The following is a 15,250-nucleotide window of genomic DNA, read 5'->3' as shown; positions in this document are numbered from 1 at the left end:
GACCAGGAAGAAGGAAGATGCGCACGTTCAGCAGGGCTGCCATCGTGACCACGGCAATCACCTTGGCGTTGACGACGCCAGTGAGCATCGCCGTGGCCGACCCCGACGTCTCCACCGACAGCGCCGTTTCTGAGGACAGCACCGCCTCCGAGCACCGCACCGCCTCCGAAGACCGCACCGCCTCCGAGGACCGCACCGCTGCCCTCGCAGTCGCCGCCAGCACTCCGGCCACCACCGTCAGCAAGACAACAGGTCTGCGGGCCGAGGGCGAAACCGTCACCGTCTCCGGGACCGGGTTCTCGGGCGCCGACCCTGGCATCTACGTCGGTCTCGTCCAAGACGACAAGTTCTCCACCACCAACGCCGACGCCTGGATCTCGGCCGAGTTCGTGCGACCGAGCCTGATCACGGCCGGAACCTGGTCCACCTCAATAGACGTCGAGGCCGTCAGCGGCGACTCGGACTGCACCCAGAACGCCTGCTCGATCTACACCATCGCCGCCCATGGCTCATCCGACCGCACCCAGGACACCAAGACCCCGGTTTCCTTCGCAGTGGCGGCACCCCCGACCACCACCACCACAACACCCCCGCCAACCACCACCACGGAACCCGAGCCAACCACCACGGAACCCGAGCCAACCACCACGGAACCCGAGCCAACCACCACGGAACCCGAGCCAACCACCACGGAACCCGAGCCAACCACCACGGAACCCGAGCCAACCACCACACCGCCCGCTACCGGGAGCGGACCGCAGATCAGCGCGAGCAAGACGAGCGGGCTCGACGCGGGCGGAGAAGATATCACCGTCAACGGCAGTGGTTTTTCGACCACCGGGCCGGGCATCTACATCGGTATCGCCCAGATGGACCGATACTCGTTCACCGACGCGTCGGTCTTCCACGACGCACAGTTCATCAAGTCCGACGACATTCCCGGCGGTTCCTTCTCGACGACACTCAACGCCGTCGGTGCGTTCTCGGGCGGAGACTGCGTCAGCAACGCGTGCGCCATCTACACCCTTGCGGCTCACGGTTCGTCCGACCGAAGTCAGGACACCGTGACCCAAATCAGCTTTGTCGGCACCGCGCCCCCGGTCACGGACGATGGCGACGCAACGTCCGGCGACGACGGGGGGGAAACAGGTGACGGCGCCGCAGATGCCGCACCGGGCGAGACGTTCACCGCGAACAGCGGCCTCTCGGTCTCGCTCTCGAAGTCCCGCGACATCACCCCGTCCGGCGAGACGGTCACGATCTCCGGTTCCGGATTCTCTGGCGCAGAACCGGGCATCTACGTCGGCCTGGTCCAGGACAACGTCTTCTCGTACACGGACGCATCGGCGTGGATGACCTCCGCCTTCATCAAGCCGGAGAACATATCCGGCGGCAACTGGTCCATCTCGATGGAACTGATCGCCGTACAGGGCAGCTTCGACTGCCTCGAGAACGCCTGCTCGATCTACACCGTCATGGCTCACGGCTCTTCGGACCGTAGCCAGGACAGTAAGACGCCGGTGAGCTTCGTCGGCGGCGTCGCACCGGGCACGGTCACCGAGCCGCCGCCGCAGACCGCTGCCAGCGATCCCGACGCGGACAAGACGGTGGCGGTAAGGCTCTCCAAGGCGAAGGGGCTGGAGATCGAGGGGGAGACGATAACCATCTCGGGCACAGGCTTCTCGGGCGCTCCGCCCGGCATCTATGTCGGTCTCATCCAGGAGAACAAGTTCTCGACCACCGACGCCAGCGCCTGGATCACCGCGGCGTACATCACACCGGCGAGGATCGACAACGGTGCGTGGTCGACCACCATGGAGGTCAGAGCCGTCAAGGGTGACTCCGACTGCACCAAGAACGCGTGTTCGATCTACACGATCGCCGCACACGGTTCGAGTGACCGCAGCCAAGACACACAGACGCCGGTCAGCTTCGGCGACGATCCCAACGCACCCAACGCGGACAAGGCGGAAGCCGCAGCTCTGACGGCCTCCGAGGACGGCTCGAACGATGGCGGCTCCTTCTCGAACGCGGAGGAGGCGGTCTCTTCGACGATCCGCAATCTCTCCGATGAGGTCACCCGCACCACCGCCTGGATCGTTCCGTTGCTCATCGGCTGCGTCATCGGAGCCGGCTTCGCGGTAGCGGCCACCCTCGCCCTGCGCCGCCGCGCCTGAGCGCCTCAGATGAGGGATATCCCAGCTGGATATCCCGCGACTCCGACCATTAACTTGACATTGAGCTAAGGCTAGGCTTACCTACCATGTGCCGCGACGCGGTAACCCCAAACCAGAAAGAAGGAACATGCGCACATCCATCAAGTCCGCAGTTGTGACAGTTGCCGCCATCGCCTGCACGCTGCCGCTCAGCGCCGGCGCAGCGCAGGCCAGCCCCTTCGGCTCGCTGGGCAACTTCGGTTCCGGCGCCCCGATCACCGACGACCCCGGCACCGGCGACCCCACGCCCGCCGGGCCGCAGGTCACCCTCTCGAAGTCCACGGACATCGCCGCCGACGGCGAGACGCTCACGGTCTCCGGAACAGGGTTCTCCGGCGAAGGATTCGGCATCTACGTCGGCCTGGTCCCGGACGACAAGTTCTCCCCGACCGACGCGAGTGTCTGGATGGCCAGCGAGTGGCTCCGGTCCGGCGACATCGTCGACGGCAACTGGACCACCACCCTCGACGTCGTCGCGATCCAGGGAGAGTCCAACTGCCTCGAGACCAGCTGCTCGATCTACACCGTCGCCGCGCACGGCTCCCCCGACCGCACCCAGGACACGCAGACGCCGGTCAGCTTCGTGGCGAACTAGGTGCCCGCGACTCCGGCTGCCTAGACCGTCGAGAAAACTCGCGATGACACCGGCTACTTCGCCTCGAACGAACCACGTGTCATCCCACGGCCCGACCTCCGCTCCACAGAGCGGAGGTCGGGCCTGTTTCGGCTCGGGCGAGGAACGGGCGCGAGTCCGCGCCGCGGTACGGTTGGCGATCGTGCTGGTGCTGCTACCCCCTTCCGAGACGAAGTCCCACGGCGGCGACGGTGCGCCGCTCGACCTGGGCGAGCTGTCGATGCCGCAGTTGACCGAGACCCGCGAGATGCTCGTGACGGCGCTCGTCGAACTGTCAGCCGACGCGGAGGCGTCGAACGTCGCGCTGGGACTCGGCCCCAAGCAGGCCGACGAAATCGAACGCAACGCCAAGCTGTGGGTATCCCCCACCCGTCCAGCAATCGAGCGGTACACGGGTGTGCTCTTCGACGCCCTCGACGCGCGGTCGTTCACGAAGACGCAGCGGGAGAAGGCGTTACGTCGGCTCGCGATGGGCTCGGCGCTGTTCGGGGCCGTACGGGCTGGCGACTCGATCCCGGCGTATCGGCTGTCCGGAGGCTCCAAGCTGCCCGGTTTCGGCACGCTGCAGTCGTTGTGGAAGCCGGAACTGACCGACGCACTGCTCAGGGAGGCCGACGGCGGCCTGGTCGTCGACCTACGGTCAGGCGTCTACCGACAACTGGGTACCGTACCGGGCGCGGTATCCGCGACAGTCCTCACCGAGCAGCCCGACGGAACCCGTAAGGTGGTGAGCCACTTCAACAAACACCACAAAGGCCTGCTCGCACGGGCCCTGACAGTCACCCGCGCCGAGCCGGACAGCGTCGAGGGCATCGCCCGTGTCGCGGCCAAGGCGGGGCTGCGGGTGGAGGTCGCATCGAACTCGGAGCTCGTCATACTGACCTGAGCGAGATTTCGAGTTCGCTTGTCTCACAGCGATCTCGAAACCCCTCCGTGTACTCCATGGCTGGCTAGGCGCTCGCTGAATCAACCGTCAGTTGGGTGCGAGTCCGAGGCCTTCCAGGAAGCTGTACTTGTCCCAATTGACCCAGCTCTCGACGAGCTTGCCGTCTTCGTAGCGATCCGTATGCACGCCGGTCCATGAACTCGTATTGCCAGTAGCAGCGATGCCCTGGAAGAGATCGGTCTGCTTGCCTGTCAACCGAAAGAAGGAGCAAACGAAGTCTCCCTCCTGAACCTGGCCCATGACTTCGAGGTCCACGTCCGAGAAGGACTTGTGGAACTCGTCGAGCAGGGCGTGCCACTCAGCCAGCGACTTCGTCGACGTACCGCCCGAAACATCGGGTAACTGATGGTTGACGTAGTTCGCGGCCAGGTAGTCGTCCGGCTTGTGCGGGGTGTTGTCACCCCAGAGTTCGAGCAGGTATTTCGACGTGGATTTGTGATCGGTAGCCATGGCTAACCCCCAAATGTGCCGAGCAGAATCTCCACACTCCCTCTTCAGCCTGCATCAGTTCGCGCCGATCCGCTAGGGGCGACCGGGAGGTTTGGCGATTCAGCCAAGCGCAGTCACACGGCGGGCGTCACCAGGCGACTTGTCCGACTGCATAGCCCTCGCTGCCACCGAGGTGTGCCACTCCGCGGCGCCGACCTGCGGCTCTGCACCCCCGCCGTGTTCGCGGATACAATCAGGTTTCCGCATTTGGCGCGGCTGCTCCCTGGTTGGGGCTGTGTTCGGATTGGAGCTTTCTCATGGCCGATCAGGCGAAGCTCCTAGATTATCTCAAGCGGGTGACCGCAGATCTGTATCAGGCGCGGGAGGAGCTTCGCGAGGCCGAAGGCCTGGGCCACGAACCGATCGCTGTAGTTGGGATGGGCTGCCGGTTCCCTGGCGGTGTCCGATCGCCGCAGGACTTGTGGGCCTTGGTGGAATCGGGGTTGGAAACCGTCGCCGAATTCCCTGACGACCGAGGCTGGGGACTCACGGACCTCTACGACCCGAAGGCCGAGCAGGCCGGCAAGACCTACACCGTCAAGGGCAGCTTTCTCGACGACCCGGCGGGGTTCGATCCGGAGGTCTTCGGTATTTCGCCGCGCGAGGCGCTCGCGATGGATCCGCAGCAGCGACTCCTTCTCGAAACTAGCTGGGAGACTTTGGAACACGCCGGCATCGATCCGCGGTCAGTACACGGAAGGCAGGTCGGAGTGTTCACGGGGCTGTCCGGTATCGACTACGCAGCGCGAGTCGGCGGGCAGCCGCCCGAAGACCTCGAGGGCTACTTCATCACCGGCAACGCAATGAGCGTGGCCTCGGGGCGAGTGGCCTACAGCTTCGGCCTGTCGGGACCTGCGATCACGGTCGACACCGCATGTTCGTCGTCGCTGGTGTCTATCCACCTCGCGATGCAGGCGCTGCGCGCCGGTGAGTGTGAACTGGCACTGGCGGGCGGGGCTACGGTCATGTCCACTCCGGCTGTGTTCGTCGAGTTCAGTCGCCAGCGGGGGCTGGCCCTTGACGGGCGTTGCAAAGCATTCTCCGCCGCCGCTGACGGTACAGCCTGGGGCGAGGGCGCGGGGATGATCGCGTTGGAACGACTCTCCGACGCGCAACGCCACGGCCGCCGAATACTCGCCGTGATCCGGGGCGGAGCGGTGAACCAGGACGGCGCCAGCAACGGCCTGACCGCTCCGAACAAGCAGGCGCAGGAGCGCGTGATTCGGCAGGCGCTGGCCGACGCCGGGCTCGGCCCGGCCGACGTCGACGCGGTCGAGGCGCACGGCACCGGCACCAAGCTGGGCGATCCGATCGAGGCGTCGGCCCTGCTGGCTACCTACGGCCGCGATCACCTCCCCGACCGACCGCTATGGCTCGGCTCGGTGAAGTCGAACCTCGGCCATACCCAGGCGGCGGCCGGCGTCGCCGGGGTGATCAAGATGGTCATGGCGATGCAGCATGGCGTCCTCCCGAAGACACTGCACGTCGACCAACCGACGCCGCACGTCGACTGGTCCTCCGGATCGGTGTCCCTGCTCACCGAGAATCGGGATTGGCCGGCGGCCGATCGGTCCCGTCGCGCGGCCGTCTCGTCGTTCGGTATCAGCGGAACCAACGCTCACGTCATTCTGGAACAATCCCCGCCGACCGAGCCGCCACCTCGCGAATCAGATTCTCCCTCAAGCGAAGCCGTAGCGTGGTTCGTTTCGGCCCAAACCGAGACCGCGCTGCGGGCCCAAGCTGATCGCCTGCGCGCCTACGTCGCCGACCGCCCCGAACTCCCGCCCGCGACGGTGGCCGGGTCGCTGCTTGATGCCCGCGCCACCTTCGATCACCGTGCTGCTGTGATCGGCTCGGAGCCCGAGGCCCTGTTGGCCGGCCTCGACGCGCTCAGCCGCGGCTCACCCAGCGCCGACGTGGTCACCGGGGTGGCCGTGGAATCCGGCGACCGACCGGTGTTCGTCTTCCCGGGCCAGGGTTCGCAGTGGGTGGGGATGGCCGCCGAACTGCTGGATTCGTCGCCCGAGTTCGCCGACAGTGTGCTCGAATGCTCCGACGCCCTGGCTCCGTACACGAACTTCTCGCTGCTCGAAGTGCTCCGGGACCGCGATCCGAACTCACTGGACCGGATCGACGTAGTGCAACCGGCGCTGTTCGCTGTGATGGTCGGCCTGACACAACTATGGCGCTCAAACGGCGTCGAACCGGCCGCCGTGGTCGGACACTCGCAGGGAGAGATCGCCGCCGCATACGTCGCCGGCGCGCTGAGCCTCGCGGATGCGGCACTGGTCGTCGCGGCACGCAGCAAAGTGATCGCCGCGTCGGCACGGCGCGGTGGCGGGATGGCCTCGGTGGCACTTCCGGAAGACGTTGCGCGGGAAAAGATCCAGCCTTGGGAAGGCGCCATAGAGGTGGCCGTCGTCAACGGGCCATCGGCGACGGTGCTGTCCGGTCCCGTCGACGCTCTCGATGACCTGGTCGCGCAGCTGCAGGCCGACGGCGTCCAGGCCAGGCGAATCGCCGTCGAGTACGCCTCACACTGCGCTGACGTCTCCGTTCTGCGCGAACCGATTCTCGACGCCCTTTCCTCGATCACGCCGCGGCGGTCGCGCATTCCGTTCTACTCGACGGTGACGGGTGGCGCGTTGGACACCACCAACCTGAACGCGGACTACTGGTACCGGAACCTCCGCCGTCCGGTCAGGTTCGAGCAGGCTACGAGAACGCTTGCCGTGGACGGGTATCGATTGTTCATAGAGTCGAGCAGTCACCCCGTCCTGACTGTGCCGTTGCAGGAAACCCTCGATTCGGCGGGGATCGCCGGACGAGCCCTCGGCACCATCCGACGCGACCGGGCGGGCCTGCGACAGTTCACCGCCGCACTCGCCGAGGCGCAGGTATCGGGAGCACGGATCGAGTGGGACCGGGTCCGATGGGCTCGGAACGATGACCGACAGCCGTGGGTGGACTTGCCTACCTACGCCTTCCAACACCGTCGCTTTTGGCTGGACAGTCCTGCACCACAGGGAGATATCGCCTCGGCGGGCATGGAAACGGGCGGACACCCGATGCTCGCCGCCTCGGTGGAGCTCGGCGACAGCCGGGGCGTGGTGTTCACCGGCCTGTTGTCGCAACAACGTCTTCCGTGGCTTGGCGACCACGCGGTGAACGGCACCGTGCTTCTGCCCGGAACCGCCTTCGTCGAGCTCGCACTGCATGCCGGGAACCGCGTGGGGTGCGGCAGGCTCGAAGACCTCGCGATCGAGTCGCCCCTCATGATTCCCGCCGAGGACGAGGTCGCCGTGCAGGTGAGCGTGCTCGCCGACGCCGATACCGGCGATCTCACGGTCGCAGTGCATTCTCGACCGGCCGGGGTCCCGCCGGAAACTCCGTGGACCCGGCATGCCACCGGCTCACTGACAGCGGCCGCGAACACCGCCACCACCCTCGACCAGCAGTGGCCGCCGCCCGATGCCGCACCGATCGACGCCCGCGGGCTGTATGAGCTGCTCGACGAGGCCGGCTACGGATACGGCCCGACCTTCCGTGGCTTGCGTGCAGCCTGGCGCCGCGGTGACGAGCTCTACGCCGAGGTACGGCTGGGCGGCGACGATCCGGCCGCGACGGTCGCGGGGTACGGGATCCATCCGGCGGTGCTCGACGCGGCGCTGCACGCGATCGCGTTCGGAGCGGCGGAGGCCCGCACACGCAACATCCGTTTGCCGTTCAGCTGGGACAAGGTGCAGCTGCACGCAGTGGGCGCAACCGCTTTGCGCGTGCTCATCACCCCGACCGGACCCGAGCGGTATCGGGTGTCCGCGTACGACGCGGCGGGTGAGCCGGTATTGACCGCGGAGTCTTTGGCGCTGCGGCCACTCGGGGACACCGACGTGCAGCCCGCCGAGGTAGGCGACAGGCTCTGCCGCGTGGAGTGGATTCCTATCGGGGCAGGAACCACGGGCGCGGCCGATCTGATACCACTCGAGGAGGCGCTCGCCGGCGGTGATCACGAGGGTCGTGTGCTCTGGCTGTCCGCCGAGCCCGGCGATGAACCGGACACACCTGCTCGGGCGCACGCCGCCGCGGAGGCGACGTTGCGGCTGGCGCAGTCCTGGCTCCGCGATGAGCGCTTGGCCGAAACCCGGCTGCTGGTCACGACCCGGCTCGCGATGGTGGTCCGCGACGACGATCAGATCGACGACGTGTCCGCCGCGCCGGTCTGGGGACTGATCGGGGCACTGCAGAACGAGCATCCCGACCGCATTACCCTGGTGGATCTGGATGGGCAGGCCGGTGGGCTCCCCGATCCTGCACTGTTGGCAATGGCGTTGGCCGGCAACGAACCTCAACTGGCGATCCGAGACGGGGTACTGCTGGCTCCCACGCTCACCGCAATGACCCAGCCCAGAGCCGCGTCTTCGGAGGCGACCCCCTTCGGCCCGCACGGCACGGTCTTGATCACCGGTGGCACAGGAACCATCGGGCGATTGATCGCCCGTCACCTCGTGGAGAGGTACGGGGTACGCCGTCTGGTGTTGACCGGGCGACGGGCACTCGACGCCGAAAGCGCGGCCGAAGTAGGTGCAGTATTCGCCGATTCCGGAGCAGAGGTCACCACTGCCGCCTGTGACGTGGCAGACCGCGCTGCGGTGGCCGCTCTGCTGTCCGGCCTTCCCGACCTGTCCGGCGTGATTCACGCCGCAGGGGTCCTCGATGACGGTATTGCTGCCACGTTGAGTAGGGACCAGTTGCACGCCGTCCTCCGCCCGAAGGTCGACGGCGCCTGGCACCTGCACGAACTCACACGAGACCGAGACCTGTCGGCGTTCGTGCTGTTTTCCTCGGCGGCTGGTGTGCTCGGGGGCGCCGGCCAGGCCAACTATGCGGCTGCGAACGTCTTCCTCGACACGCTCGCCCAGCACCGCCGTGTCCGCGGGCTGCCGGCGATTTCAATGGCCTGGGGGTTGTGGGACCGCCCGAGTGGAATGACCTCACATCTGAATGCAACCGATCTCGACCGGTTGCAGCGCACGGGTATCGACACCATCAGCCCTGAGGCGGGGTTCGTCTTGTTCGATGCGGCACTTGCAGCGAACCGTCCACTGATCGTGCCGATCCGGCTCTCGATGCGTTCGGTTCGATCCGACAGCGAGTCGTCACCGCCGATCCTGCGCCGAGTCCTCGGCATTCGCCGCCGCGCCGCTGTCGCGGAGTCACCTACCGGTCTCGCCGACGAGCTGCGGGCGCTCGAACCCGGAGCGCGTCACGCCCGAGTGCTCGACATCGTCACCACCCACGTGGCCGCTGTGCTCGGCCACGACGGAAAGGAGGCGATCGACCCGGAACGAGCCTTCAAGCAACTCGGCTTCGATTCGTTGACGGCGGTACAACTGCGGAACCAGCTGGCGAACGCCACCGGGGTAAGGCTGGCCGCAACGGTGGTCTTCGACCATCCCACCGCAGACGCGCTCACCGACGAGCTCTTGGCTCGCCTGCTCGGTGACGACGCGACTCCACAGCCAACCCGGCCGGCACCTTCTCGCAGGGACTCCGACCCGATCGCGATCGTAGGGATGGCCTGCAGGTATCCGGGCAAGGTGTACCGCCCAGAAGATCTGTGGCGACTCGTCCACGACGGCCGCGATGCCGTGGGCGCGTACCCCGACAACCGTGGCTGGGATCTCGACGAGGTTTATCACCCCGACCCGGACCACAACGGGACGACATACATGAGTGAGGGTGGATTCCTCTACGACGCAGACGAATTCGACGCCGCATTCTTCGGCATCAGCCCGCGTGAAGCGGTCGCGATGGACCCGCAGCACCGACTGCTCCTCGAGACCGCTTGGGAAGCGTTGGAACACGCTGGGATCCGGCCGTATTCTCCCGACCTCGCCGACACCGGGGTGTACGTCGGACTGATGGGCGGCGATTACGGCTTCCAGTTGATGAACGAGCGAAGTGTCGACGCCGAGGGCTATCTGATGACCGGGACCAGCAACAGCGTGGCGTCCGGCCGGATCTCCTATTCGCTCGGCTTCACCGGTCCCGCAGTCACCGTCGACACGGCCTGCTCGTCATCGCTGGTGGCCATGCATCTGGCGGCGCGGGCTTTGCGCGAGGGCGAATGCTCCCTCGCGTTGGCCGGTGGCGCAACCGTGATGGCCACGCCCGGTGTACTGGTCGAGTTCAGTCGTCAACGAGGGCTTGCTGCAGACGGGCGGTGCAAGCCGTTCTCCGACCGAGCAGACGGCACCGGACTCAGCGAAGGCTCGGGCATGGTGGTGCTCGAGCGCCTCAGCGACGCGGAACGCAACGGTCACCAGGTGTTGGCGATCATCCGTGGATCGGCAGTCAATCAAGACGGGGCTTCCAACGGGTTGACCGCCCCGAACGGGCCGTCCCAGGAGAGGGTGATCCGCCAAGCGCTGGCCGACGCCGGGCTCGGCCCCGTCGACATCGACGCAGTGGAGGCGCACGGCACGGGCACTACGCTCGGCGACCCGATCGAGGCGCAGGCGCTGCTGTCCTCCTATGGACAGGACCGGCAGGGACGGCCGCTCTGGCTCGGTTCGGTCAAGTCGAACATCGGCCACGCCCAGGCCGCGGCCGGGGTGGCCGGAGTGATCAAGATGGTGATGGCGATGCGGCACGGGGTGCTGCCGCCGAGCCTGCACGGCGACGCTCCGACCCGGCACGTCGATTGGACGGCGGGCGAGGTCTCGCTACTCGCGGAACCAGTTCCGTGGCCGGAGACGGGGCGGCCCCGTCGCGCGGGTGTGTCGTCGTTCGGGATCAGCGGCACCAACGCGCACATGATCCTCGAGCAATCATCTGCCCCTGCGACACCGCAGATCTCGCCGCCCTCGGCAGCGCCGACGGTGCAGTCACCGTCGGCCGGGCCGCTGGTCTGGGTGATCTCCGGAAAGACCGCCGACGCGCTGCGCGCACAGGCCGCACGGCTGGCCGAGTTTCTGAACACCGACGAGTCCTCCGGACAGAGCGAGGCCAACCTCCCGGACCTCGCCGACCTCGCGTACTCGCTGGCGACCACCCGATCCGATTTCGCCCATCGCGCTGCGGTGATCGGAGAAACCCTGGCGGACCTCCGTGACGGCCTGGCCCGCATCGCCGAGGGCCGACCGGGCGGCAACGTTGTGGCAGGCACGAGCACGCGAGGGAAGACGGCGCTGATGTTCACCGGCCAAGGCGCGCAGCGGATCGGGATGGGCCGCGGCCTCTACGACGCCTACCCGGTGTTCGCCCAAGCCTTGGACGAGGTCTGCTCGGCACTCGACGAGCACGTGGAAACCCCAGTGCAGCAGGTACTCTGGGGCGAACCCGAGGAAACCGAAGATGCTGGAGACGCTCGCGACACCGAGGAGTCTGGGGACTCGGGCGTGAGACTCGACCACACCGAGTACACCCAACCGGCGCTGTTCGCCGTCGAGGTAGCGCTCTATCGGCTGCTTCGGGATTGGGGTATCACTCCCGACTACCTGATCGGTCACTCCATAGGAGAGATCACCGCGGCGCACGTCGCCGGGGTCTTCAGCTTGTCCGATGCCGCCGCCTTGGTTGGTGAACGCGGACGGTTGATGGAATCGACGGAGCCGGGTCGGATGGTTGCCGTACGGGCCCGTGCAGACGACGTCTCGGCACGGATCGCAGGCCGGGTCGATCTCGCGGCAGTCAATGGCTCCGAATCTGTGGTTCTCGCCGGCGGCGAACGCGACGTGCAAGCCATCGCTGCCGAGTTGTCCGACGCCGGGATGACGACCACCAGCCTGCGGGTAGAGCGGGCGTTCCATTCCACCCTGATGGAACCGATCCTCGAACGGTTCACCAACGTTGTGTCCACGTTGACGCCGCAGTCACCGACGATTCCAATCGTCTCCAACATCACCGGCCGCCTTGCCAGTGCCGATGAGCTTATGTCCCCGGACTATTGGACTCAGCACATCCGGCAACCGGTGCGCTTCCATGACGGCATTCGTGCCCTCGACGAACTCGGCGTCACCCGGTGCGTCGAGGTCGGTCCCGGCGCGACCCTGGCCGCCCACGCCGCCGAGACCATCCCGAACGCCATCGCTACCTTGCCCGGACGCGCAGGCGAGCCGCAAGGAATCATGCGAGCGGTAGCCGCCGCCTATGTGCACGGCCTGAACATCGACTGGGATCAGGTGCTGCCCGGTCGGCGCCGGGTGGAGCTGCCGACCTACGCATTCCAACGTCGTTCGTTCTGGCCCTCATCGCCCACACTGGGTACCGGCGACCCGGTCGAACTCGGCCTCGGCCCGGCAGACCATCCGCTGCTCGGTGCGGCCGTGAGGCTCGACGACGACGCGACGCTGTTCACCGGACAGCTGTCACTCCAGCGGAATCCATGGCTCGTGGAACCGCCAGTAGAGGACGGCGGCCCGCCGGCGCCCGATGACACGCACACAGTGTTGCCGACGGTACTGGTCGAACTCGCATTGCACGCGGCCCATCGCGTCGGTCTCGACCGCATCGACGAGCTGACCTTGCACCACCCACTGGTCTTGCCGCCGTCGGGGCTGGCATCCCTTCGGGTGCTCGTGTCGCAGACCGAGAACGACGGCGGTCGCACCGTCACCATCTCGTCGAACCTGAGCGAGGCCGACGACCCGGACGGCTGGGTTCGGAACGCATCGGCGACGATCGACGACGTCGTCAGCCCCGCCACTGGTGTACCGCAACAGTTCTCGGGTGAGGCCGACGCCGAGGTGCGCCTCGAGGAAGGTACCGATACGGACGGCTTCGGCATTCATCCGGTACTGCTGCAGGCGGCGCTCGAGCCCCTGCTCGGAAGGGATGCCTGGCCGCGCACCTGGTCGGGAATCGGTCTGCACACTGTCGGAGCGCAGTCGGTATCGGTTCAATTCACAGCGTGCGAGGACGGGCGGTACCGCGTCAGCGCAGCTGATCCCGACGGCCAGCCGGTATTGACCGTCGAAGCACTACGGGTGGTGCCGAGGGCGACGGACACGGACGGCAGTTCGACGGGTCGGCGACTGCACCGGCTGGCCTGGATCGGGGTCGAGGTTGCAGCGGACGAACGAAGCGTCGGCCCTATGGTCGTCTTGGGCGCTGACGGGTTGGGCAAGGAGGATACGGGCTCGACCTTCCCGAGGTATCCCGACATCGCTGCTCTACGAACCGCAGTGAAATCCGCGCCGAGCGAAGACGACCGCCGACCTTGGACGGTGCTGGTCGGGTGCGGCACCGATGGCGACGACGGCCCGGAAGCGGCCCACGAGCTGTGCGCCCAGACGCTGCGCCTGCTGCAGGAGTGGCAGAGCGACGACCATTTCGCTGACTGCCCACTGGTGATCGTGACCCACAATGCGATGGTCACCGACGACGAGGCGGGACGAGACGATCGCACAGACCTTGCGGCCGCGGCCGTCTGGGGTCTGGTGGGCTCGGCCCAAAACGAGGACCCGGACCGATTCGTGCTGATCGACCTCGACGACGCATCGGACGCCGAATCCGTGATCGCCCCGGCGTTGGCGAGCGGGGAACCGCAACTGGCAGCCCGGAATGGCACGCTGCTTGCACCTCGGTTGCGTCGTATGGATCCGGGTGGGGGTCCGGACACGAGAGACTGTTCCGCTTCACCGTTCGATCCCCGCGGCACCGTTCTCGTCACCGGCGGCACCGGCACCTTGGGATCCTTGGTGGCTCGCCACTTGCTGACCGAATACGGGGCGCAGCACCTCTTGTTGACCAGTCGGCGCGGACCCGACGCCGAGGGGTGCGACCAGTTGCGCCGCGAACTGACCGATATGGGGGCCGAGGTGGACATCGCTGCCTGCGACACCTCGGACGAGTCGGCCGTGGCCGGGCTGCTGGCCCGCATACCAACGGAGCACCCACTGTCGGCGGTGTTCCACGTGGCCGGCGTGATCGACGACGCCACCCTGGCCTCGCTCACCCCCGAGCGGCTCGATGCGGTGCTGCGGCCGAAGGTCGACGCGGCCTGGAACCTGCACCGGCTGACCGCGAACTGCGAGGTGCAGACCTTCGTGATGTTCTCGTCCCTCGCCGGAATCCTCGGGGCGCCCGGGCAGGCGAACTACGCGGCCGCGAACATGTTCCTCGACGCCCTGGCCCATCACCGCCACGCCGCCGGACTGCCCGCACACTCGATTGCGTGGGGCATGTGGGCGCCGCCGAGCGCGATGACCGACCACCTCGGCGCGATCGATCTCGTGCGAGCACGCCGCAGCGGAATGATTCCGCTGACCGCTGCCGACGGGCTCGACCTTTTCGACAGCGCGTTGACTGCCGATGCACCCGCCGTGGTGGCCGCACGTTTCGACTACTCGAGTTCGGCCGCACCCTATGTTCCCGCCCCCTTGCGTGGCTTGATCCGGCAGTCGCGTCCACACGCAGGATCAGATTCGATTGCGACCGGTTCGAACGGGCCCGCAGACTGGGCTGAGCGCCTTGCCGACCGTTCGATTCCCGAACAGCGGCACCTAATGCTCGATCTGGTGCGAACCGGAGCGGCCGCGATACTCGGGTACACCGCCTCGGACTCTGTCGACCCCGACCAGGCGTTCAAGGAACTCGGCTTCGACTCGCTGGCCGCCGTCGCCCTCCGCAACCATCTCGACGCCGCCACCGGGCTGCGGCTGCCGCCCACGGTGGTGTTCGACCACCCGAGTCCACGTGCCATCGCAGAGTTCCTGCGCGCCGAACTCGTTCCGGATCCGGTTTCGGTTGCCCTTGCCGAGGTCGACCGGCTCCACGCAACTATCGGCGAGTTGGGCGATGACGGCGATGCTCGGTCGGAGATCGCACAGCGGTTGAAGAACCTGCTGGCCGAGATGGGTGCGGTCGACGCTGCACATGCCGACGCGGTCGACAAGATTCGCGCCGCGACCAGCGAGGAGATCCTCGACCTGATCGATCGCGGTCTGTAGAGGCGGCGGCACC

General features: G+C 67.0%; 5 protein-coding genes. 4 read left to right on the top strand and 1 reads right to left on the bottom strand.

The features are described 5' to 3' along the window. The first annotated feature begins 17 nt into the window (after positions 1–17). The 3 genes from EGT50_RS04915 (at position 18) to yaaA (ending at position 3,736) form a co-directional block, all read left to right on the top strand. Positions 18–2,177 (top strand): hypothetical protein, encoded by a 2,160-nt coding sequence (locus EGT50_RS04915; RefSeq protein WP_206615748.1) that lies wholly within the window; start codon positions 18–20, stop codon positions 2,175–2,177. 127 nt (positions 2,178–2,304) lie between these two features. Next, a complete protein-coding gene (locus tag EGT50_RS04910; RefSeq protein WP_127951479.1) occupies positions 2,305–2,811 on the top strand; it encodes a hypothetical protein in 507 nt (168 codons plus the stop codon). A 181-nt stretch (positions 2,812–2,992) separates the two neighbouring features. Next, positions 2,993–3,736, top strand: coding sequence for a peroxide stress protein YaaA (gene yaaA / locus EGT50_RS04905; protein WP_127951478.1), 744 nt, complete (start codon positions 2,993–2,995; stop codon positions 3,734–3,736). An 87-nt stretch (positions 3,737–3,823) separates the two neighbouring features. Here yaaA and EGT50_RS04900 read toward each other — a convergent pair whose 3' ends face one another. Continuing rightward, complete coding sequence (locus tag EGT50_RS04900; protein ID WP_127951477.1) at positions 3,824–4,246, bottom strand: ester cyclase; 423 nt, start codon at positions 4,244–4,246, stop codon at positions 3,824–3,826. Between the two features lie 296 nt (positions 4,247–4,542). On the opposite strand from EGT50_RS04900, the gene EGT50_RS04895 reads away from it, so the two are divergent. Further along, positions 4,543–15,237, top strand: a complete 10,695-nt coding sequence (locus tag EGT50_RS04895) for a type I polyketide synthase (RefSeq protein WP_127951476.1) — start codon at positions 4,543–4,545, stop codon at positions 15,235–15,237. Positions 15,238–15,250: the final 13 nt, after the last annotated feature.

Source organism: Rhodococcus xishaensis (genome assembly GCF_004011825.1).
In the GTDB taxonomy this organism is placed as follows: domain Bacteria; phylum Actinomycetota; class Actinomycetes; order Mycobacteriales; family Mycobacteriaceae; genus Prescottella; species Prescottella xishaensis.
This window is presented reverse-complemented; position numbering and strand designations above follow the sequence as displayed.